Genomic DNA, 19,789 nt, shown 5'->3' with positions numbered 1-19,789 from the left:
ATTAGTAATACTTTTATCAGAACTACCAGGTAGAACGAGAATAAAAGTCGAGATAATGTAATGAGTGATAAAAAACTACAAATAGTTGATCTGCTGATTTCTCATAGTCAAATATTATTGCGTTCCCGATACTATGATGAGAAACTAAGTCAGTGGGGGAAAGGAAATGTTTCGCAAGGTGCTGTACTTTACAAGGATTATGTTATATTCGATCCATTACCAGAGGACGCGTTTGGAGCAAACGTAAATATCAAAGTAGAGAATGTTTTCGCATTGGATAAAAATGCTCAACGCTGTATTGTTGTACCATTTTTTATTACGAATAAACATAAGTTGCAGATCGCTTCCGCTACTGAGAAATTCGATTTAAATATAGATGTGAAACATAAATTTTATTCGCTATTTTATGAGGTGTGTGAAGGACGAGAAATTTACTACAATTTTACTCTTGTCCCAGCAAAAGAAACCATTATTGCCAGGTTTTTGTTAGACGATCCATGGGGAGGAGTTAAAGACAATCCTCTCAAAGAAGGTATTTTCTAAAATTAATAAAAACTAAGTTAAAATTGGAATCTAAAAATCCACGCTATGGCATTGAATTTTCGTGCAAAATAAATCAAACGTTAAACAACTAGTTAATCACATAGCTGCCTTTGACGGTGTAATCTTTCCCTCCGCACACAGGGCTGCTGACCACCCGCCGCGAATACGACCGACTTGATGAACTGCATCGCCGGGACGTCTTTACCGGCAATGCCCAGCGCCAATCACCGCGTCGCTGGCCCTGCCGCTGGGATTATGACATCCACGGCCGCACCGTGGAGAAAGATAACGGACAGACACGCTGGCACTACCGCTACGACGGCGAGCACCGTCTGACTGAGGTGATCAGCCAGCCGCGGGACCGCAACAAACCACAAACGCAGGTCAGTTTCCGCTATGACCCGCTCGGCCGGCGTATCAGCAAAACACGTCAGCAGACGCTGGGGGGCAGGCCGGTAGGAAAGTAGGTGACGACACGTTTCCTGTGGGAAGGTTTTCGCCTGTTGCAGGAAATTCACGACGATGTGCCCCTGACTTATGTCTATAGCAACGCGGAAAGTTATGAACCGCTGGCGCGTATCGATGGCACAGGGGATCCGGATATTTACTGGTTCCACTGTCAGCCGAACGGTACGCCGGAACGGATGACAGACCGTGAAGGGCATATCCGCAGGGAAGGGCAGAACAGCGCGTGGGGGAAACTGCTGCACGAGTCGATACCGCAGGAGACGGGCTATGCGCAGAACCTGCGTATGCAGGGGCAATACCTGGATCGGGAGACCGGGTTGCACTACAATTTGTTCCGGTATTACGACCCGGATAGCGCCAGGTTTACCCGGCAGGACCCGATAGGGCTGGCGGGGGGGATAAATCTCTACGCGTATGCGCCGAATCCTCTAAAATATATAGATCCGCTTGGGTTGTGCAAAACGTCTGGAAATAATGGTTCAGATAATTATGTAGATCTTGCCAGCCCTCAACGCCGTAGACATATTTTAGATGGTGATGCGACTGGTGGTGGTCATCGCCCTGGCACAGGGCATCCCGGTAAAAGTGAATTTCCAACAGGATGGTCTGATGACAAAATAATGCACGAAATTTCAGATATAGCTACAGATCCTTCACTGACATCTACGACAGGACGTGGAGGAAGAACGGTTACAAATGGAACACGAGACGGTATTGATATTAGAGTAGTTCAAGAAAAAAATGGTGATATTGTATCCGGTTTCCCAACAAACGTTCCCAGGAATCCTCGCTAATGGATATAAAATATAAAGAAATAGAAGCTAAGTTATTTGAGTTAATAGATATGTTGAAAACATGTTTCACGCAAACAGAACTTGATGAGGTTATTGAGTTTATTAAATATAATGAATATGGTTTGGCATTAGATACTGTGATCGATATTATAATTGAAGAAGATAAAAAAATAAATAATGACATTTTAAATATGATGATTAAATTGTCGAATATTATGAATTTAGATTCGGAAAGTCTTAATAAAAAAATGATTGCATATATACTTTAATTTATTAAAACCGGGAAGATTTAACTCATCCCGGTTTTATTTTTAGACTTCACACAGTACGCCTGATATCCCGCTCTTCACCCCCTTAACTACCTGTTTAAAATAGTAAAATTCCTTTCGCAGTTCCTGCCCCTCGTTGGATTCTGCAATCATAATCAAACATCCCTCCGAGATCTTCACAGTAACGCCCGTCCCGGTATCAAACCACGCATCTCTCAGCCACTTACCGGACACGTGGTGTGGGAGACGCACTATCAGGTATGGGGGAACAAGGTCAGGGAAGTGTACGCCGAAACAGAGCACACCCCGGTGGAGCAGAACCTGCGTTACCAGGGACAATATCCGGATAGGGAGACCGGGTTGCACTACAATTTGTTCCGTTATTACGACCCGGATAGCGAAGGTTTACCCAGCAGGATCCGATAGGGCTGGCGGGGCGATAAATCTTTATCAGTATGGCGTAAATGGGCTCTCTAGAAGAGACCCCCTCGGATTAAAGCAAGAAGAGGTTATACGTTATATGAGTAAGGACGAAGCTATTGCATCAGCCTCGGAACGCGGTGGTAAAGGTGGATTAGTTCCTAATAATCGTGGTGATAAAGCCATATGGGTTAACCATGATAGTCGACCTGGATTTAACCCCGGAAATGAAAAATATCGAGCAGTTATAACGGTTAATGACTCTGGAGTAGAACTCCTTCATCAGCATGGTGATATATCTAAAGTTGATTATAAAGAAACAGAATTAAAAGACGGCGTTCTCTCAAAGAGAAATGAACCTGGAGCAAAGGGTATTGGTGAAAATATTCTTGCCAAGTTTAATTATAAAATTACTTCATTCCAGACTGAAAGCAAAGATGCTAAAGGAAATTGGAAGAAATGCGGTAAGAGGATTATTTAATGAATTTTGAAATGTATTTGCATAAGATTGAACATTTTATCAATTCGAGAGCCGAGATGAAAAGCTTTGGCGAGTATGTTTATGTACAGGACGAGCCAAATTTGTTTCCTGTTTTTTTAAAAAAAGAAAATGGAAAACTCGCAGAATTGAGCCATTGGCAAACTTGTTTTCCCAAAGGAATGCCATTGCGTGCGTTGAAGGGATTAGGTTTAAGTGAAGATGAAAGCTATGCGTTCGAAGTTTTCCTCTCGCGACTAGGTTATCTGTTTCAAATTGATAACCGACAGCGTATAGATAAAGATATTTTTATCTTGTTTTATATATACCAACTCGTTTCTTTAAAAAATAACAATGAAGATTACGCAATAAAAGCAAAAAATTTCTTTTTGAGATTTTTATGTTTTGAAGTGGGAATGGATTATGATGTTTATGACAAACTATGCGTTACCAGTGACGGGTTCTGTATAAATACTACTCGCAATGATAATGTACCAGTATTGCCTTTGATAGAGCACTTTTATGAACTGGTTGCAAAAGAGAAAAACTACGGCGATATTAAATCAATAAAGAATTATCAAATATCGGTATTGAATTTCTTGTTCGTTGAGGATGGTCGGGATAATTATCTACATTTCAATGATACAAATTGCTATCTTAGCGACCCTAATGGTTTTGTATATACTTATAAAAAATCTCAGAAAACCATATATATAGCCCTGGGGCAGTGCTTTGATAAATATCAGTCTACAGGAAATTTATTAATATCAAATTTCATACTGATGAACTACTCATATTACATCATTAGGGGTAATCCGGCTGATCTTATATTTTTAAGAAGAAACGTTCCTTCTGAAGTGTTCCAAAAAATTATTTCGGCTATAATATATAGAGGTTTTTTTGTTGATGAGGATGAAATATTTAAATTGATTGGTGAGGAATACAGGATTATTCCTAAAAGAGATGAAGGGATGTTGTTTAATTTAATCTATTCGATTTAACCTTCTCGCTTTAATATATTAATATTCGACAGCAATAGGGGGTGCCATCATTTCAACGTTGAAGCAGGTGAAGAGGCCTTGCTGTTCAAAGGGGAAGGCATGGTTAATAAAGAACTTTACGGTATTCAATATTGAAAAAAACTCATGCAGAGCATGAATGGATGCCTGTATTAATCGTGCGGATCTTTCGCTTAACCAAAAGTTCCATGTGACCTTTCGTTGGTGCCCGGCGTCGGAGGTTATGCCAATAAACGCTTGGTGAACCGGAGCGACATTCGCTGGCGTTACGACATTCACGACCGCACCGTGTAGAAGAATAATGGTCAGACGCGCTGGCACTATCGTTACGACGGCGAGCACCAGTTAACCGATGTGGTGGCAGGCCGGTAGGAAAGCAGGTGACGACACGTTTCCTGTGGGAAGGTTTTCGCCTGTTGCAGGAAATTCACGACGATGTGCCCCTGACTTATGTCTATAGCGACGCGGACAGTTATGAACCGCTGGCGCGTATCGATGGCACAGAGGATCCGGATATTTTCTGGTTCCACTGTCAGCCGAACGGTACGCCGGAACGGATGACAGACCGTGAAGGGCATATCCGCTGGGAAGGGCAGAACAGCGCGTGGGGGAAACTGCTGCACGAGTCGATACCGCAGGAGACAGGCTATGCGCAGAACCTGCGTATGCAGGGGCAATACCTGGATCGTGAGACCGGGTTGCACTACAATCTGTTCCGGTATTACGACCCGGATAGCGCCAGGTTTACCCAGCAGGACCCGATAGGGCTGGCGGGGGGGATAAACCTTTACCAGTATGCGCCGAATCCGCTGTCATGGATCGATCCAGTAGGTCTTAAATGTTTAGAATTTGCTGATAATGAAAAGTTAACTTCGCATTTTAAAAAGCATGGCGGTGAGTTTAGAGCAAAATCTGAGGCTGAATATCTGGCGATCGGTAATGATATTATAAAAAATGGTCATAAAGTCCAGTATCTCTATAAAGGAGAAATAAGGACTGGCTATGTAATGTATATGGGGAATACATCGAAAGGGGCAACAAAGGTGGGCTTCGTTGGAACAAATTCTAGTGGAAATATAACAACTATTCACACGAAAAGCGGCAAAGATATCTGGAAGACGCTTAACGGGGACGCCAAAGATACAACTATCAAACTAGTTCCAAGAGATGAGGGTGGATTGTAGGTATGAAATATTATGCTAAAGTCATTGAAACCAATGATGACATAGATGAAGAGGTTTTGTTATCTTTCGGTGAGATCAATATTTATTGTTTTATTGTCTCTTGTCCATATGAAATAATTAAAGGAAATGTTTACCTTGTTGAAATTGAGCTTTCCTTTTTAGACTCTGAAATAATTGAACCTCAATCCGAAAGCGATTTATCAATAATCAGACAGGGAGATAGTTTTTCATATGAAATTAGAGGGTTTAAGATTGACGATAAAATAATTGTCAATGGGTTAGCTTTTATGGATGATTTATATACTCAAGAATATGGTTATATCAATCATGAATATGTCTTAATAAAACCTGATAGAATTAGTGTGTCATTTCTTTAGGTTTATATAAAAAGCCGTGGAAGACTTTAAATCTTCCCGGCTCATTTTTATTTGCCTGCCGCCGTTCAGCCCACTAAACAACCGCCTCCTTAATCCCCTTCACCACCTGCCGCACCTGATAAAGCTGCTCGCGCAGCTCCTGTACCTCGTCGCAGTCGGCAATCAGCACGATGCACCCCTCCAAAATCCGCACCGTCACGCCGCGCCCGGAGTCAAAACCCGCCTCACCCAGCCAGTTGCCTTTAAGGTAGATGCCGGGGCTATGGGAATAATGGGTGGGGACTTTGGTTTTACGGTTGGTGTGGCAGATGCTGACATAACCGACTTTAAGACAGCGCTGTGATTTTTGTATGATATTCTTGTATTTAACCTGTTGATAAGATAATAAAATAGGCATTGTTCAGATAAAGCGAAAGCAAAAGGTGGGAATAATACCTATGTTTATATGGGGTATAAAGATGGTAAACCCGTGAATGTGGGTATAAGTAAGGATGTGTATATTCGTGTTGGATAACATGGTGAAAGATTCGATAAATTAGTTCGAATTACCGAAGAACCACTGAATTGAGGGCATGCGCGGAGTGTAGAACCGGCAATTATTCATAATAATTCACACTTTGGAAATTCCATCAATAGTATTAGTCCGACGAGGAAGTTATATTCTGATGCTGTTTCGTGGGGCGAAAATGGGCTTAATACCAACGGAGTTACTATAAAATGGCCGACAAGTTAACTGTAATGTCAGGAAATAAAAAGCAAAAAAAATGGCCAGAGGCAGGTGATATTTTTTATTTTCAATTGAGCGATGGTCGGTTTGGTTATGGCATGGTCGCTTTAGGGAAAATAGATGTCGGCCCATTTAAAAATGCTATTGTCATATATATATATGATAATTTCACATCATCTCTCGGTGAAGATATTATATTGAATAAAGGAAAAATGTTATTTCCGCCAATTATTACTGATGCTTCATGCTGGAAGAATGGATATTTTGCAACATTAAAAAATATAGATCCAAATAGTATGGATATCTATCCTGAACATTATTTCAAAAATCCGATAAGAAATAAGGTTTATGATCATCATGGTACAGTAACTAACTTTTTAATTGATAGTATACCTGTAGGTGAAGAGTCAATTCAATTCTATAGAAGTATTATAAAGTCTATAGAATATGTATTAAATTAACACGAAAAGCTGGGACGGATTTTGAATCTTCCCGGCTTCTTATTATTTAACCCTCAAGCAAAAACACTAAAGTTCTCGCGCAGTTCTTGTATTTTGCTGTTATCCTCCGGGGGATAGTACATTTCTCAGAAACTACTATGATGACGGTCCAGCCGGTCTCAAGTCCTGCCGCTTTTGGCCAGTTTGTTTGAGAAGCTGGCTGTGTCTGAATGAATAACCGACGGGGACTCTGTTATTACGCCCCGGATAGCGCCAGGTTTATCCAGCAGGACCCGATAGGGCTGGCGGGGAGATAAACCGTTATGCGTATGCGCCGAATGCGTTGAGTTGGGTGGATCAGTGGGGGTTATTATGGAAGTCCGCATATAGCGGAAGACGAGGTATAATTAAAGCTAAAGCAGATTTGAAAAAAATTTTTTTACTGTAATTACTGAAGAAGTCACAATGAAAGTGAATGCCAAGAGGATTAGAGCTGATATTGTGGCGAAAGATGCAAATGGAAATTATCATGTCTTTGAAGTAAAAAATGGTAAAGGCAGGTTGACGAGGGGACAGAAAGGTGCGGGTGTATACGATAAAGGGGCTGCGAATACGAATGGTGGTTTAGGTGGTGGTGGAATCAGTCCATCAAAAGGCACTAAAGGGCAATTTGAAGTCTCTACAAATGGGCCTAATGGTATACCTGTAGATGGAAAGGGAAATATTGTCGATGCAACGATCTGGCTTCTCCGATATTAAAATAGAGGTAACCCATGTCATTGAAAGAGTTAAGATATGAATTTGAGAGTCGATTTGATTTTTATCTGAAAAGTATGTTTGATGGACAAGAAGGCGTTAAGCTTGGGAAAAATAAGGTCACAATAAAAAAGGGTAAATCTACTGCTCATATTGATTTTGTTTATCTTAATAATTTACATGCTTATGGAACTATAATTGTAGTTAAATCACCGACTTTAAAATCAGAACTCGATACATTTCATCCACCATACAAATCAAATTTACCGAATGATGAATATATTTACTGTATTTCTACAATGGGTGAAAAAGATGGTTGTCCATTATTGCCATCGACAGAAGATGGGATTGAAAAAACCTGTAAATTATTACTGGATAAATTAAAAAACGCTCAGCTTCCGGCTGTTTTTAATTTATTGGATGTGAATAAAGATTTGGTGGGGGATATAATTGGTGATCCTAAATATTATTCATATCCATTCTTGCTCATATTGCTAGCAATTAAGAGAAATAATATATCTAAAAATGATATAAATGGTGATGTATTATTCAGTGAAAAAACATTAGGGTTTAATAATGATAAGGATATTAAATTGGAATTTAATAAAAAAATCTTTCAAGAATATTTATAATAAAAGCCGGATAAGAAATTAAAATTTTCAGCTTGAATGTACGAACGAAATTCATAGCCTGATCTGCCAATAAGGGGGATCCATAGCCCTGATCCGATAGAGTCGGCGGGGAGGATAAACCATTCGCTGGCGTTACGACATTCGCGGCCGCACCGTGTAGAAGAATAATGGTCAGACGCGCTGGCATTATCGTTACGACGGCGAGCACCGGTTAACCGATGTGGTGGCAGTCCCGAGGGACAGGAACAAACCACAAACGCAGGTCAGTTTCCGCTATGACCCGCTCGGCCGGCGTATCAGCAAAACACGCCAGCAGACGCTGGGGGGTGACGCGCACAGTTATGAACCGCTGGCGCGTATCGATGGCACGGAGGATCCGGATATCTTCTGGTTCCACTGTCAGCCAAACGGTACGCCGGAACGGATGACAGACCGTGAAGGGCATATCCGCTGGGAAGGGCAGAACAGCGCGTGGGGTAAACTGCTGCACGAGTCAATACCGCAGGAGACGGGCTATGCGCAGAACCTGCGTATGCAGGGGCAATACCTGGATCGTGAGACCGGGTTGCACTACAATCTGTTCCGGTATTACGACCCGGATAGCGCCAGGTTTACCCAGCAGGACCCGATAGGGCTGGCGGGGGGACTGAATCTCTATCAGTACGCGCCTAATCCGTTGTCATATATTGATCCACTGGGACTAAAATGTGGCTTCGCGGAAAAGAACAAGATAACCAAAAGGTGGGTAAATAAATTAACGGGTAAAACTCCGGCTGAAATAGATTCCCTTTTAACATCTAAAGGTTGGACCAAGATCTACCCACAAGCTGGCAGGCCTGATGCTATTCAACATATACAATATGTGAAAACGACAAAATCTGGCACAACATATAAATTAGATTATCATCCTGGTGGTAATGCAAAGCAGCCAAATATACATGGAAATGATTACTGGAAAGTTTATAGAACCAATGGTAAAGGTGACGATGTTGTATATGGGCGCATAGGTCATGATGGTTTTGAAAATTATGATCTAATAAAGGATTCACCTGTTTATGTCGATGGTGTATTAGTAAATGGTGGGATGTAAGATGTTTGATTTTTCAGCAGAAATAAAATCATTTCATTCGTTGGGTAATGTATTGTTAAATACAAATATATCGGTATATCTTGCTGAAATGTATTCTGATCATTGTGTTGAGTACAAGGAGTACCTTCTACCTGACGCGAGCAAGAGATTTGCCTATGTATTAGATGAAACTTTAACTGTATCAACCGAACCTGATGGAAATATATTTTCCATAGGATGTAATCAAAATTACAGAGGGTTATACAAAAAATTATTATATGCAGGGCAAGAAATTGGTGAGATAAAAAAACTCACTTCTCGGCAAAGGATATTTAATGGTTCCATTGTTATAGACGAGGATTTTGGTTTTATATTTATATTGCCGCCACCATTTGATGAAATAGCTGATAATATAGATAGTATTCCATTAAACTTGAAACTGAATGAAATATATATAGGCGATTATTCGCTTTGGAATCCATGTAAATAATAAAATAAAGCCGGGAATGAAAATTAACTCTTCCCGGCTTGTTTTTTATTCAGTTGCCATCGTTCAGTACACTAAACAACCGCCTCCTTAACCCTCTTCACCACCTGCCGCACCTGGTAAAGCTGCTCGCGCAGTTCTTGTATTTTGAGAGCCGTGCATTACCATTGGATACGCTCAATAAACCATATAAAGTCTATGAAGTTCTCGCCCCTATCCATGCTGATGCTGGGCCAGCAATACCCTGGTTTAACCAGCCAGGTAAGGGAACACAGTTAGAGCTTTCTGAACCGATTAGTCAGCTTCTTGCAGAAGGTAAGATAAGAGAGATAGGAGGTTGAAATGACTAGGGAGTTTTATAATTTTAAGCCAAAGAAAAATTTATATGATGGAACGGAGGAAGGATTTTATAAATTTAACATGGAAATAACTATTCCCAAAATTGGCAAGCATATTATATTTAATAATAAAATAGTTAGGCCTATATGGGAATTTGATTCAGTCTTCCAAAAACAAATTTCCGATGAAATCAGCGGTGTTGAAACATTTTTTTATGAAAATGATAATATGCATTCATATAAATATATGAACTTTGATGTGTATGTATATAGTGATAACGTTGATGGTTGTGCTGTAAATATTATTGTCGCGGCAGGTGAAAGCCAACCATCCAGGTTTAAAATAATATTATTAGGCTATGCGATCGAAAAATAATTCGTCAAAGAAAAGTGTCCATTTTTTGTATCTATAAGAATGGTTGGGTAAATCTTAGAGGATCCGGGTATTTTCTGGTTCCACTGTCAGCCAAACGGTACGCCGGAACGGATGACGGACCGTGAAGGACATATCCGCTGGGAAGGGCAGAACAGCGCGTGGGGGAAACTGCTGCACGAGTCGATACCGCAGGAGACGAGCTATGCGTAGAACCTGCGTAAGCAGGGGCGATACCTGGATCGGGAGACCGGGTTGTACTACAAGTTGTTCCGGTATTACGACCCGGATAGCGCCAGGTTTACCCAGCAGGACCCGATAGGGCTGGCGGGGGGGGATAAACCTCTACGCGTATGCGCCGAATCCGTTAAGTTGGATTGATCCGTGGGGGTTGGCATTAAAGGGGGCGACTTAACAGGGAGCCCAGATCTCTTCCCAATTAATGGAACAAAACAGAATATTGCGCCCATTAAAAGGAAAATCCGATATCTGACGGTGGACCTGTCTGAATGAAGATCAGGATGTGTCGTTCAGTTTTATTGAAATTAATCCGGAGTATATAAGTAGTGTCGTGATCGACCATCGCGAATAACACCGTGTAGCATTTGTGAACCCTCCTTCCCCCACACAACCATCCATCCCCGACGAATTTCCTCGCCTCGCCATACTGCGGGCTACCTGATCCTGGCTTTCACTCTATGGCGGCAACTGCTAAAATCCCTGTCCAAACAGCGACCTGACCTGGCCCAGGGTAACCCTGGCTATTCTTATGCTAAAACTGTTCGTCCGATACACCTCCGTGGGCGTGATCAATACGCTTCTCCACTGGCTGGTGTTCGCCATTCTGTTCTTTGCCGGTGCCAGCCAGACAATAGCCAATCTTGCTGCCTTTTGTGTCGCCGTGACGTTTTCATTTTTCGTCAACGCCCGCTGGACATTCAAAGCCCAGGCGACGACCGTTCGCTATGTGTTGTATGTCATTTTTATGGGGGCTATGGCGGCGGGCGTCGGTAAACTGGCCGACCGTGCACATATTAACCCCGTGATTACACTCGTAGCGTTTTCTGCTATCAGTCTGGTTTTCGGTTTTATCTACTCCAGATTCATTGTCTTCAGGGTGAAAAAGTGAAGATTTCTTTGGTTGTTCCCGTCTTTAACGAAGAAGAAGCCATTCCTGTTTTCTATCAGGCGGCAAAAGAGACGCTTTCTGAATACGATCTTGAAATTGTCTTTATTAATGATGGCAGTACAGATGCCACGGAGCAGATTATCAATGCGCTTGCGAAGGCAGATCCTGGCGTTAACGCGATTAACTTTATCCGTAACTTTGGCAAAGAACCCGCATTGTTGGCAGGGCTCGAATATGCCACCGGCGATGCAGTTATCCCGATTGATGTCGATCTCCAGGATCCGTTAGAGGTTATTCCTGCGCTTATTAACAAATGGCAGGAAGGCTGGTCCGTGGTCCTCGCCAAGCGTAGCGACAGAAGCAGTGACAGCCATTTCAAACGTAAAACTGCCGGCTGGTTTTACCGTATCCATAACAAAATAAGCTCACCGAAAATCGAAGAGAACGTAGGCGATTTTCGTCTGCTATCACGCGAAACCGTCGAGAATATTAAGCTGCTACAGGAACGCAATTTGTTCATGAAGGGCTTACTGAGTTGGGTTGAGGGCGAGGTAGCGGTGGTGGAGTATACCCGTTCAAAACGGGTTCGCGGAGAGTCAAAATTTAACGGCTGGAAATTGTGGAACCTGGCGCTGGAAGGCTTTACCAGCTTTTCTACCTTACCGCTCAGGGTCTGGACCTATATTGGTTTTCTTGTTGCCGCGCTCTCGTTTCTTTACGGGACATGGATGATTATCGACAAACTGATATGGGGAAATGCGGTGGCCGGTTATCCATCGTTACTTGTATCGATCCTGTTCCTCGGTGGTGTGCAATTGATTGGTATTGGGGTTTTGGGTGAGTATATTGGCCGAATTTATATCGAGACCAAAAAAAGACCTCGCTATATCGTAAAAGGCGCAAAAAAGGATAAGTAATGTTTAAGTTTAGCCTGAAAGACGTTGGCTTTTTTCTGTTGTTGTTAATTATTGCCATTGGTGGCTCTTACTTTTTGACCATGCGTTATTTTGCGCTGGACCCGGATTCAGCCAATAGTCCTCTGGTCTGGCGGGCGTTTCTCACCGAGGGGTTTTCCGCTTTTAAAGACTGGGCGCCCACGCCGGATAACTGGTATTTCACCACTTATCCTGTCAATTTCCTCTTTTTTGCATTGATGGGGAACGACGGCATTCATCCGCTGGTTCTGTCTACGTCAGTTTTTGTGGGGCTAAGCGCGTTTATTCTGGCGTGTGTGGTTTATAGGATGTCGAATGCCTGGCATGCGCTTATCGCAGCCATTTGTCTGATTCTGCTTCCAGCGTACGTATATACCTTCGGTTTTGCTGCCCATCCTTTTTCGCATTATTCTACTAACTTCTTTGGAATACTGGTTTTTGCGCTGGCCTTCTTCAATATCAAGAAAAAATCGCTGCCTTTAACCTGGCTAACGACGTTTATTGCACTTTTTGCCTCTATCTCCGACCCGTGGTTTTTGGCGACGTATTTTCTGCCGTTACTGCTGACCTGTGGCTATTTTAGCTGGCGGCAGATTCTACCGAGGAAGTTCACTATCATCCTGGGTATCAGTTTTATTATCAGCATGTCCCACATGCTGCAAAGACTGATGGGCCTACCGATTCAACGCTTTAAACTGATGCCAGTGGCGCAATGGCCGGATAATGCCGCATGGGTCGTTCAACTTTTAGGTAAGAGCCTGAACCTCTTTTTTGTTCACACCCCGCTTGCTTATATCGCCTCTTTTGTTATCTGGATGGCCCTGTTTCTGTACGCCGTTATTATTTGTTTAAGGAAAGGTACAGAGGCGGTTTTTGTGTCACTGTTCAGCTTCTTTACCGCCTCTGCCATTATTTCATCATTCATTATCAGCTACGATTTTCCCGCTGATATCAGTGCTCGCTTTTTCGTCGGCGCGGTCTGTTTTGCTATTGTGATGGTCGTTCTGGCCTTTTCCTGCACGAAAAAGGTCGCCATTGCACTGGTATTCCCGCTCTATATTGCCTCTTCGCTCTATTCCTATCAGGTTAATACAACGCCGTTGTACGATCAGGAAAAACAAACCTACGACTACATCGCTTTCCTGAAAAAGAATAATCTCACTTTCGGCTATGGGGATTACTGGAAATTATCTAACAATGTTAACTGGCTGTCGTTTGGTGAAATCCATATTTCCCCGGTGATGTTTGATAAAGTTGATTTCCATATTCAGTTCGATAGTACACGCTCCCAGACGCTGAGATCGTGGTTAACGGATGCCTATGTGCAAACCTCGCCTGAGCGCCAGTTTGTGGCGATCCCCGCAGTCGAAACGGAAACGGCGCCACATCCGCGGCTGGAAGCGGTGAGGGCACAGCTTGGCAAACCTGACGAAACGCTGCTCTTTGCTGATATGACGATTTTCGTTTATCACCACCGGATACCGTTACGTTAAGCCAAAACATGAGCCCTGAGGTGTCTTCTCAGGGCTCACAGAGTTTTCCTCCGTTTGTCATTGACAAGCTTTTCTCTCCTGTACAAGGTTGTTGCTCCTGTGCGTCTTTTACTCAGTTGAAGGAGCCGTCATGAAGACTGCCGTTGTATTTCGTCATGTGCCTTTTGAAGATCTTGATTCCCTTGGCGAAACCTTACTGGCGAAGGGATATCGCTGGCGCTATATCGACACCCCCGTGCAATCCCTCTCAGCACTTGATCCGCTGGCTGACGATGTGCTTATCGTTCTGGGCGGGCCGATTGGCGTTTACGAACAGTCTGTTTATCCTTTCCTCGAGACTGAAATGCGGATCATCCGTGAGCGTCTTACCCACGGTAAACCGGTTTTGGGTATCTGCCTGGGCGCTCAATTGATGGCGGCGGCGCTGGGCGCGAAGGTTGCGTCGATGGGTGTCAAAGAAATTGGCTACTTCCCGATAACCGTCAGTGACGCTGCGCCGGCATACTTTGCGCCGTTGCATCAACTGCCGGTGCTGCACTGGCACGGTGACCGTTTTGAGATACCCGCCGGCGCCGCGCACCTGGCCAGCAGTGCGGTGTGCGATAATCAGGCATTCAGCGTCGGCAATCATGGACTGGGTTTTCAGTTTCACCTGGAAGTAACCGCGACCGGGCTGGAAGGCTGGCTGGTCGGGCATGCGTGTGAACTCAGTCATGCCGGAATTGATCCACGCACACTGCGTGACGATGCCGCGCGTTATAGCGCCAGGCTTGCCAGCGCGGCCCGCCAGGTGACAGGCAACTGGCTGGATAATCTCACTGCCTGATAATTTGCCTGGGCGAGTCGGAACAGGTCGGGGAGACGAAAGCGGGATTCATGATAATCGCTACCTTTCCGCTAAGCGCAATTCAGGCTCTGCCGACGCTCTGGCGTTTTTCCAGTCGTCGGTAAAGTGTACTGCGTGAAATCCCCAGTTTTTTTGCCGCCAGACTCATATTGCCCTGCGCCTCACGAATGGCGATTTGCTCATCGGCAGGGGCAGACAGCAGAACGGGCGCCGAGGCGGGCGTGGGTTCGCCCGGCAAATCCGCCAGCCGGATCACTGAATGGTCATCCGCCAGCGCCAGCAATACCCGCAACTGGCTTAATAATTGACGCACATTGCCCGGCCAGGGGCGAGCGGCCAGTGCGTGGAGCGCTTCTTCACTCAGGGTAATATCACGCGAACCGGCGCCCAACTCTTGCCACAATTTCTGGATAAACTGGCGGGTATCGGGCCATTCGCGCAGAGGCGGGATGCGCAGATGAAATTCCTGAATACGGTACAGCAAGTCTTCGCGAAATGCCCCTGCGGCGACCTGTGCGGTAAGATCCTGATGGGTGGCGCAGATCAGCGCGAAATTAACGCTGTAGGCAGTATTCGAGCCGAGCGGCGTCACTTTTTTCTCCTGCAATACGCGTAACAAACGGGTTTGCAGACCCGGCGGCATATCGCCGATTTCATCAAGAAACAGAACGCCGCCGTGGGCTTCGCGGAATTTACCGCTATAGCCTTTCGGATTGGCCCCGGTAAACGCGCCAGGGGCATAGCCAAACAGCTCAGATTCAATCAGGTTCTCGGGCAGGGCCGCGCAGTTAATGGCGATAAAGTTGCCATCACGCCACTGGCTGCGGCTGTGTAATTCGCGGGCGCAGTGTTCTTTACCGCTTCCAGTCTCCCCGGTGATACACAGGGCAATCCCGGCATTGAGAATACGTAGCGCTTTCTCTTTTTCCGGGTCTACCGTCACGGGCGTGCGGGCGACGCCACGGCCAATATAGCGACGCGCTGGCGTGGTCTGGCGGGCGTAATAACGCTGACGATTGCTGGCTTCCAGGGTCGTTTCAGCCGCATTAAGGGTGATGCCGGGAAACAGTGTCTCGATCGCTGTCGCGCCAAAGTGTCCCGGTGTGAGACAGAACTCGTCAATCGCCAGTTTGTTGGCGCCCAGCAAAGTGTTCTGCTCAAAAATCAACAACAGTTCCTGTGCGCTTCCCAGTACACGGGCGTCACTGTGCAAGCTCAGCAGCCAGCGATCGGCACTGACGGCGCTGGCAGCCCAGGCGTGTTCAATCTGGCAGACTGCCCGGCGAATCAGCGCCGCCGCGTCGTGTTTTGGCAGTTGCGCGGGTGTGGAGATGTCCAGTACGCCTGCCACGGTTCCGTCCGGGCGAAACACCGGCGAAGCTGAACAGAACAGCCCGGCATTGCGATTAAGATAGTGTTCACCGCCAGAGACCTCGCAGTGACGCTGCATCGCCAGCGCAGTACCAATGGCGTTAGTTCCCCGCGCATGCTCACCCCATAAATTGCCCGGCGCCAGCGCGTAACGCTGAGCCTTATGCAGGAAATCGGCATTACCGTGAGTCTCCAGTACCAGGCCGGTGGCATCCGACATCACCATAATAGAGGGATGGCTGGACAATTCCGGCTGCAGCCGGGCAAGAAGCGGTGCAACCAGCTGGCTTATCCAGGCATTTTCCGCCCGCGCATCTTTCAGCATCGATCTGGCCACCCACGGTTGGGTGTCGTCGTCACGGTGAAGCCCGTAATTAAGGCTACGCTGCCAGGAGTCTTCCAGTTGACAGGGAAGGCCGGTGGTCTGCGGGGCGAGAGCAAAAGACGGTACGCGATGCGGCATGGCACACTCCGGAGAACTGAGATGTTACAATTGTGTAGCATAAAAGTGTCCCGCGTGTAGCGATGGACGACACAGTTCGCGAAGGGCGACACGATATTTTTTGGCCTGAGAAACGATGACGGGAAGCGTGTTGATTCATTAATCAATTGTTTTTAAAGATAAATAAAAGATTTTCTCTCTTCGGGGCTGGTTTTGGCATAAGAGCTGCTTATGAAGAGGTGTCCGCACAGGGCGCGACGCCTCACCTGTACCCATAAAAATAGAGGAACATCTTATGAAATACATTCACCCTGGCCAGACTGGCGCTAAAGTCTCCTTTAAAAAACGTTATGGCAACTACATTGGCGGTGAATTTGTCGATCCGGTAGAAGGGCGCTGGTTTACCAACACCACGCCGGTAACCGGGGAAGTGATTGCTGAGTTCCCGCGTTCAGGTGCAGCAGACATTGAAAAGGCGCTCGACGCCGCCCATGCAGCCGCAGATGCGTGGGGCAAAACCAGCGCGCAGGATCGTTCCAACGTGCTGTTGGCGATCGCCGATCGCATTGAGCAGAATCTTGAGCTGCTGGCGTTGACGGAAACCTGGGATAACGGTAAACCCATCCGCGAAACCCTGAATGCGGATTTACCGCTGGCGGTGGATCATTTCCGCTACTTTGCCGGCTGTATCCGCGCGCAGGAAGGGACGGCAGCAGAAATTGACAGCAATACCGTCGCCTACCACATCTATGAACCGCTGGGGGTGGTCGGTCAGATTATCCCGTGGAATTTCCCGCTGTTGATGGCCGCCTGGAAACTGGCTCCGGCGCTGGCGGCAGGTAACTGTATCGTACTGAAACCGGCAGAACAGACCCCGCTCGGCATTTGCGTGCTGATGGAACTGATCGGTGATTTGCTGCCAAAAGGAGTACTGAACGTGGTGCATGGCTACGGTACCGAAGCGGGCGAGCCGCTGGCCCGCAGCAAGCGTATTGAAAAAATCGCCTTTACCGGCTCAACGCCCATTGGCCGCCACATCCTCTCTTGCGCCGCGGACAACATCATTCCGAGCACCGTCGAGCTGGGCGGTAAATCGCCGAACATCTACTTTGAAGATGTGCTCAATGGCGATGAAGAGTATATCGATAAAGCCATTGAAGGGGTGGTGCTGGGCTTCTTTAACCAGGGCGAAGTCTGTACCTGCCCGTCGCGCGTGCTGGTGCAAGAATCTATCTACCCGCAGTTTGTTGAAAAAGTCGTGGCGCGTATGGAAAACATCCGCAAAGGCGACCCCTTTGACACCGACACCATGATCGGCGCGCAGGCCTCCCGCGAGCAGTACGACAAGATCCTCTCTTACATCAATATCGCCCGGGAAGAAGGGGGCGAAATCATCACCGGCGGCGCGCACGTTGCGCATGATAACCACCTACAAAATGGCTTCTATATCCAGCCGACCTTGATCAAAGGCGAGAACCATATGCGCTGCTTCCAGGAGGAGATCTTCGGGCCGGTTATCGGTATCACCACCTTTAAAGATGAAGCGGAAGCGCTGCGTATCGCCAACGACACCGAGTATGGACTGGGGGCCGGGCTGTGGACGCTGGATATCAATCGCGCCTGGCGTATGGGGCGCAATATTAAAGCCGGTCGCGTGTGGACCAACTGCTACCACCTCTATCCGGCCCATGCGGCCTTTGGTGGGTATAAAAACTCCGGCGTAGGTCGTGAGACCCATAAACTCGCGCTGAGCCACTATCAACAGATTAAAAACTTGCTGGTGAGTTACAGCGGTAAGACAATGGGTTTCTACTAAAACCACGTGTAGTGCATCAACATCGGGGAAAAGCGGGGCAGTCATGCTCCGCTTTTTTTTTTGCCGATTAAGCACAATCCATAACGCACAGGCTTGTACATTTGGTCTCCTTTTCTGCGCATTGCCCGCCTGTTTTCACACTAGAATGGCGTTATGGCGAATAAAACAGCAACCGGCAGACTAAGCCGCAGGCGATATGCAACTTCTTACAATCTGGCACTAAGTAAATAGCCATTGCTGCCGATGAATAGAGTGACCTAACGGAAATATTGCGCAACCAGGGTGAGAATAAGCGGTACTGCGTGCCCGGACCGACACTGCAAGTCGGGTGAATTTATGCCAGTTGAATAAAGAAAAGAGAACGTAAAATTATGTCCAGACATATTCTCATCGTGGATGACAGCCGATTGTCACGCATGATCTCAAAACAGTATGTGCTCAGCCAGCATCCTGAGTGGCAGATTGAAGAGGCGGCGACGGGCGAACAGGCTATTGAGATGGCGGCTATCAAAAAGCCGTATCTGATCCTGCTGGATGTCAATATGCCAGGAATGGGCGGTCTTGCCGCGGCGGCAATCCTGCGTGAGACTCACCCGGATATGCATATCGTTCTGTTGACGGCCAACGTGCAGAACTCCGTGCAGGCCCAGGCCGACCAGCTTGGTCTGGGCTTTTTATCCAAACCGATTAAAGAACCGCAAATTCACGCCATGCTGCAAAACCTGGAGTCGAACTGATGATCGATTTGACGGATATGAGCGAAATCGAAGCAGACAGCCTGAAGGAGATCTTCAATATCGGTGTAGGTCACGCGGCTGCCGCGATGAGTGACATCGTTAATGAAGAAGTCCGTATGTCTGTCCCGTCGGTGCGCATTACCACGCGCTCGGAAGCGGCCGATGAACTCGGCGCCGGCCTCTCGTTGTGTGGTAGGTATCAGCCAACAATACAAAGGGGCGTATGCCACCGAAGCTATTCTGATGTTTCCGGAGACCGCCAGCTTTGAAATCGTCCGCATGATGGTGGGCGATTTGATCCCTGCCCATGAGCTGGGTGAGATGGAGCGCGAAGCGATGAGCGAAATTGGCAACATCGTGCTCAATGCCTGTGTGGGTACGCTGGCGAATATGTTTCAGAAAGAGTTACAGGGTTCATTGCCCGTGTTTCGTGTGGGAACCAGTGAGCAGATCCTGAACCCGTCGCACGACCCCAGTGACCCATCGGTGCTGATGTTGCGTATCGATTTTTCGCTGGAACGTCAGGAAATTGAAGGGTATCTGGCTTTTATCCTGGACATGTCGGCGTTGCGTGATTTGCGCGAACAAATCAGCCTCTATATTGAACGCGTTGAATCTGGTTTTGCTTCCGACGGGCTCTGATAA

Annotated in this window: 21 protein-coding genes and 6 pseudogenes; 25 read left to right on the top strand and 2 right to left on the bottom strand. The window is 46.3% G+C overall.

Annotated elements, in window-relative coordinates:
• The first annotated feature begins 60 nt into the window (after positions 1 to 60).
• From comJ to AB182_RS14950, 8 genes and pseudogenes are all read left to right on the top strand, one after another.
• Positions 61 to 543 carry a competence protein ComJ gene (gene comJ / locus AB182_RS14995; protein ID WP_047370801.1) on the top strand — a complete coding sequence of 161 codons (483 nt, stop codon included), beginning with the start codon at positions 61 to 63 and terminating at the stop codon, positions 541 to 543.
• A gap of 140 nt (positions 544 to 683) precedes the next feature.
• A pseudogene (locus AB182_RS33070) lies at positions 684 to 1,805 on the top strand (RHS repeat-associated core domain-containing protein); the annotation flags it as partial.
• Positions 1,805 to 2,074 carry a MafI family immunity protein gene (locus tag AB182_RS14980; protein WP_047370798.1) on the top strand — a complete coding sequence of 90 codons (270 nt, stop codon included), beginning with the start codon at positions 1,805 to 1,807 and terminating at the stop codon, positions 2,072 to 2,074. The pseudogene AB182_RS33070 and the gene AB182_RS14980, both read left to right, overlap by 1 nt.
• Positions 2,075 to 2,380: 306 nt before the next feature.
• Positions 2,381 to 2,570, top strand: a pseudogene (locus AB182_RS33065) (RHS repeat-associated core domain-containing protein); the annotation flags it as partial.
• Positions 2,571 to 2,594: 24 nt separating this feature from the next.
• The gene (locus AB182_RS33060; RefSeq protein ID WP_047370797.1) at positions 2,595 to 2,975 is read left to right on the top strand and encodes a hypothetical protein; all 381 of its coding nucleotides are present in this window, start codon (positions 2,595 to 2,597) and stop codon (positions 2,973 to 2,975) included.
• Positions 2,975 to 3,973 carry a hypothetical protein gene (locus AB182_RS14965; RefSeq protein ID WP_047370796.1) on the top strand — a complete coding sequence of 333 codons (999 nt, stop codon included), beginning with the start codon at positions 2,975 to 2,977 and terminating at the stop codon, positions 3,971 to 3,973. Before AB182_RS33060 ends, AB182_RS14965 begins: the two co-directional genes overlap by 1 nt.
• A gap of 246 nt (positions 3,974 to 4,219) precedes the next feature.
• A pseudogene (locus tag AB182_RS33055) lies at positions 4,220 to 5,175 on the top strand (RHS repeat-associated core domain-containing protein); the annotation flags it as partial.
• A gap of 2 nt (positions 5,176 to 5,177) precedes the next feature.
• Entirely contained in the window at positions 5,178 to 5,552 is a 375-nt protein-coding gene (locus tag AB182_RS14950; RefSeq protein ID WP_047370793.1) for a hypothetical protein, read from the top strand.
• Between the two features lie 73 nt (positions 5,553 to 5,625).
• Here the strand turns inward: AB182_RS14950 and AB182_RS14945 are convergent, their stop codons facing one another.
• Positions 5,626 to 5,949, bottom strand: coding sequence for a SymE family type I addiction module toxin (locus AB182_RS14945; RefSeq protein ID WP_047370792.1), 324 nt, complete (start codon positions 5,947 to 5,949; stop codon positions 5,626 to 5,628).
• A gap of 320 nt (positions 5,950 to 6,269) precedes the next feature.
• Between AB182_RS14945 and AB182_RS14940 the strand changes: the two genes are divergently transcribed.
• From AB182_RS14940 to AB182_RS14890, 13 genes and pseudogenes are all read left to right on the top strand, one after another.
• Positions 6,270 to 6,740 carry an Imm26 family immunity protein gene (locus AB182_RS14940; RefSeq protein WP_047370791.1) on the top strand — a complete coding sequence of 157 codons (471 nt, stop codon included), beginning with the start codon at positions 6,270 to 6,272 and terminating at the stop codon, positions 6,738 to 6,740.
• A gap of 233 nt (positions 6,741 to 6,973) precedes the next feature.
• A pseudogene (locus AB182_RS33375) lies at positions 6,974 to 7,089 on the top strand (RHS repeat-associated core domain-containing protein); the annotation flags it as partial.
• Between the two features lie 95 nt (positions 7,090 to 7,184).
• Positions 7,185 to 7,478, top strand: a complete 294-nt coding sequence (locus AB182_RS29750; RefSeq protein WP_052958838.1) for a hypothetical protein — start codon at positions 7,185 to 7,187, stop codon at positions 7,476 to 7,478.
• Between the two features lie 14 nt (positions 7,479 to 7,492).
• Complete coding sequence (locus AB182_RS14930; RefSeq protein WP_047370790.1) at positions 7,493 to 8,107, top strand: hypothetical protein; 615 nt, start codon at positions 7,493 to 7,495, stop codon at positions 8,105 to 8,107.
• Between the two features lie 121 nt (positions 8,108 to 8,228).
• Positions 8,229 to 9,197, top strand: a pseudogene (locus AB182_RS33370) (RHS repeat-associated core domain-containing protein); the annotation flags it as partial.
• A 1-nt stretch (position 9,198) separates the two neighbouring features.
• Positions 9,199 to 9,666 (top strand): hypothetical protein, encoded by a 468-nt coding sequence (locus tag AB182_RS14920; RefSeq protein WP_047370788.1) that lies wholly within the window; start codon positions 9,199 to 9,201, stop codon positions 9,664 to 9,666.
• A gap of 38 nt (positions 9,667 to 9,704) precedes the next feature.
• Positions 9,705 to 10,004 carry a TNT domain-containing protein gene (locus AB182_RS33365; protein ID WP_052958837.1) on the top strand — a complete coding sequence of 100 codons (300 nt, stop codon included), beginning with the start codon at positions 9,705 to 9,707 and terminating at the stop codon, positions 10,002 to 10,004.
• Between the two features lies 1 nt (position 10,005).
• Positions 10,006 to 10,377 (top strand): hypothetical protein, encoded by a 372-nt coding sequence (locus tag AB182_RS14910; protein WP_047370787.1) that lies wholly within the window; start codon positions 10,006 to 10,008, stop codon positions 10,375 to 10,377.
• Between the two features lie 54 nt (positions 10,378 to 10,431).
• A pseudogene (locus AB182_RS31440) lies at positions 10,432 to 10,771 on the top strand (RHS repeat-associated core domain-containing protein); the annotation flags it as partial.
• Positions 10,772 to 11,143: 372 nt separating this feature from the next.
• A complete protein-coding gene (locus AB182_RS14905) occupies positions 11,144 to 11,503 on the top strand; it encodes a GtrA family protein (RefSeq protein WP_103245679.1) in 360 nt (119 codons plus the stop codon).
• Positions 11,500 to 12,420, top strand: coding sequence for a glycosyltransferase family 2 protein (locus AB182_RS14900; protein WP_047370786.1), 921 nt, complete (start codon positions 11,500 to 11,502; stop codon positions 12,418 to 12,420). Before AB182_RS14905 ends, AB182_RS14900 begins: the two co-directional genes overlap by 4 nt.
• Positions 12,420 to 13,931 carry a hypothetical protein gene (locus tag AB182_RS29745; protein ID WP_052958836.1) on the top strand — a complete coding sequence of 504 codons (1,512 nt, stop codon included), beginning with the start codon at positions 12,420 to 12,422 and terminating at the stop codon, positions 13,929 to 13,931. Before AB182_RS14900 ends, AB182_RS29745 begins: the two co-directional genes overlap by 1 nt.
• Before the next feature lie 130 nt (positions 13,932 to 14,061).
• Positions 14,062 to 14,757 carry a glutamine amidotransferase gene (locus AB182_RS14890; RefSeq protein ID WP_047370785.1) on the top strand — a complete coding sequence of 232 codons (696 nt, stop codon included), beginning with the start codon at positions 14,062 to 14,064 and terminating at the stop codon, positions 14,755 to 14,757.
• Positions 14,758 to 14,839: 82 nt separating this feature from the next.
• Here AB182_RS14890 and AB182_RS14885 read toward each other — a convergent pair whose 3' ends face one another.
• Positions 14,840 to 16,612, bottom strand: a complete 1,773-nt coding sequence (locus AB182_RS14885; RefSeq protein ID WP_047370784.1) for a sigma-54-dependent Fis family transcriptional regulator — start codon at positions 16,610 to 16,612, stop codon at positions 14,840 to 14,842.
• A gap of 274 nt (positions 16,613 to 16,886) precedes the next feature.
• Between AB182_RS14885 and exaC the strand changes: the two genes are divergently transcribed.
• From exaC to AB182_RS14870, 4 genes are all read left to right on the top strand, one after another.
• Positions 16,887 to 18,407 carry an acetaldehyde dehydrogenase ExaC gene (exaC, locus tag AB182_RS14880; protein ID WP_047370783.1) on the top strand — a complete coding sequence of 507 codons (1,521 nt, stop codon included), beginning with the start codon at positions 16,887 to 16,889 and terminating at the stop codon, positions 18,405 to 18,407.
• A 371-nt stretch (positions 18,408 to 18,778) separates the two neighbouring features.
• The gene (locus AB182_RS14875) at positions 18,779 to 19,144 is read left to right on the top strand and encodes a response regulator (protein ID WP_223883607.1); all 366 of its coding nucleotides are present in this window, start codon (positions 18,779 to 18,781) and stop codon (positions 19,142 to 19,144) included.
• The gene (locus AB182_RS33360) at positions 19,144 to 19,413 is read left to right on the top strand and encodes a chemotaxis protein CheC (RefSeq protein ID WP_380081229.1); all 270 of its coding nucleotides are present in this window, start codon (positions 19,144 to 19,146) and stop codon (positions 19,411 to 19,413) included. Before AB182_RS14875 ends, AB182_RS33360 begins: the two co-directional genes overlap by 1 nt.
• A complete protein-coding gene (locus AB182_RS14870) occupies positions 19,307 to 19,786 on the top strand; it encodes a chemotaxis protein CheC (protein ID WP_223883647.1) in 480 nt (159 codons plus the stop codon). Before AB182_RS33360 ends, AB182_RS14870 begins: the two co-directional genes overlap by 107 nt.
• Positions 19,787 to 19,789 lie beyond the last annotated feature (3 nt).

It is taken from the genome of Phytobacter ursingii (assembly GCF_001022135.1).
Taxonomy (GTDB): Bacteria; Pseudomonadota; Gammaproteobacteria; order Enterobacterales; family Enterobacteriaceae; genus Phytobacter; species Phytobacter ursingii.
The sequence above is the reverse complement of the archived record's forward strand: the minus strand, read 5'-3'. Positions and strand labels throughout refer to the sequence as shown.

Excerpts from the sequence above, each read along its gene's own strand:
- AB182_RS14945 (WP_047370792.1), bottom strand. The coding sequence starts at position 5,949 with ATGCCTATTTTATTATCTTATCAACAGGTTAAATACAAGAATATCATA.
- AB182_RS33060 (WP_047370797.1), top strand. The coding sequence starts at position 2,595 with ATGAGTAAGGACGAAGCTATTGCATCAGCCTCGGAACGCGGTGGTAAA.
- AB182_RS14980 (WP_047370798.1), top strand. The coding sequence starts at position 1,805 with ATGGATATAAAATATAAAGAAATAGAAGCTAAGTTATTTGAGTTAATA.
- AB182_RS14965 (WP_047370796.1), top strand. The coding sequence starts at position 2,975 with ATGAATTTTGAAATGTATTTGCATAAGATTGAACATTTTATCAATTCG.
- AB182_RS14950 (WP_047370793.1), top strand. The coding sequence starts at position 5,178 with ATGAAATATTATGCTAAAGTCATTGAAACCAATGATGACATAGATGAA.
- AB182_RS14885 (WP_047370784.1), bottom strand. The coding sequence starts at position 16,612 with ATGCCGCATCGCGTACCGTCTTTTGCTCTCGCCCCGCAGACCACCGGC.
- AB182_RS14890 (WP_047370785.1), top strand. The coding sequence starts at position 14,062 with ATGAAGACTGCCGTTGTATTTCGTCATGTGCCTTTTGAAGATCTTGAT.
- AB182_RS29745 (WP_052958836.1), top strand. The coding sequence starts at position 12,420 with ATGTTTAAGTTTAGCCTGAAAGACGTTGGCTTTTTTCTGTTGTTGTTA.
- AB182_RS33360 (WP_380081229.1), top strand. The coding sequence starts at position 19,144 with ATGATCGATTTGACGGATATGAGCGAAATCGAAGCAGACAGCCTGAAG.
- AB182_RS14920 (WP_047370788.1), top strand. The coding sequence starts at position 9,199 with ATGTTTGATTTTTCAGCAGAAATAAAATCATTTCATTCGTTGGGTAAT.
- AB182_RS14905 (WP_103245679.1), top strand. The coding sequence starts at position 11,144 with ATGCTAAAACTGTTCGTCCGATACACCTCCGTGGGCGTGATCAATACG.
- AB182_RS14870 (WP_223883647.1), top strand. The coding sequence starts at position 19,307 with ATGAACTCGGCGCCGGCCTCTCGTTGTGTGGTAGGTATCAGCCAACAA.
- exaC (WP_047370783.1), top strand. The coding sequence starts at position 16,887 with ATGAAATACATTCACCCTGGCCAGACTGGCGCTAAAGTCTCCTTTAAA.
- AB182_RS14910 (WP_047370787.1), top strand. The coding sequence starts at position 10,006 with ATGACTAGGGAGTTTTATAATTTTAAGCCAAAGAAAAATTTATATGAT.
- AB182_RS29750 (WP_052958838.1), top strand. The coding sequence starts at position 7,185 with ATGAAAGTGAATGCCAAGAGGATTAGAGCTGATATTGTGGCGAAAGAT.
- AB182_RS14930 (WP_047370790.1), top strand. The coding sequence starts at position 7,493 with ATGTCATTGAAAGAGTTAAGATATGAATTTGAGAGTCGATTTGATTTT.
- AB182_RS14940 (WP_047370791.1), top strand. The coding sequence starts at position 6,270 with ATGGCCGACAAGTTAACTGTAATGTCAGGAAATAAAAAGCAAAAAAAA.
- comJ (WP_047370801.1), top strand. The coding sequence starts at position 61 with ATGAGTGATAAAAAACTACAAATAGTTGATCTGCTGATTTCTCATAGT.
- AB182_RS14875 (WP_223883607.1), top strand. The coding sequence starts at position 18,779 with ATGTCCAGACATATTCTCATCGTGGATGACAGCCGATTGTCACGCATG.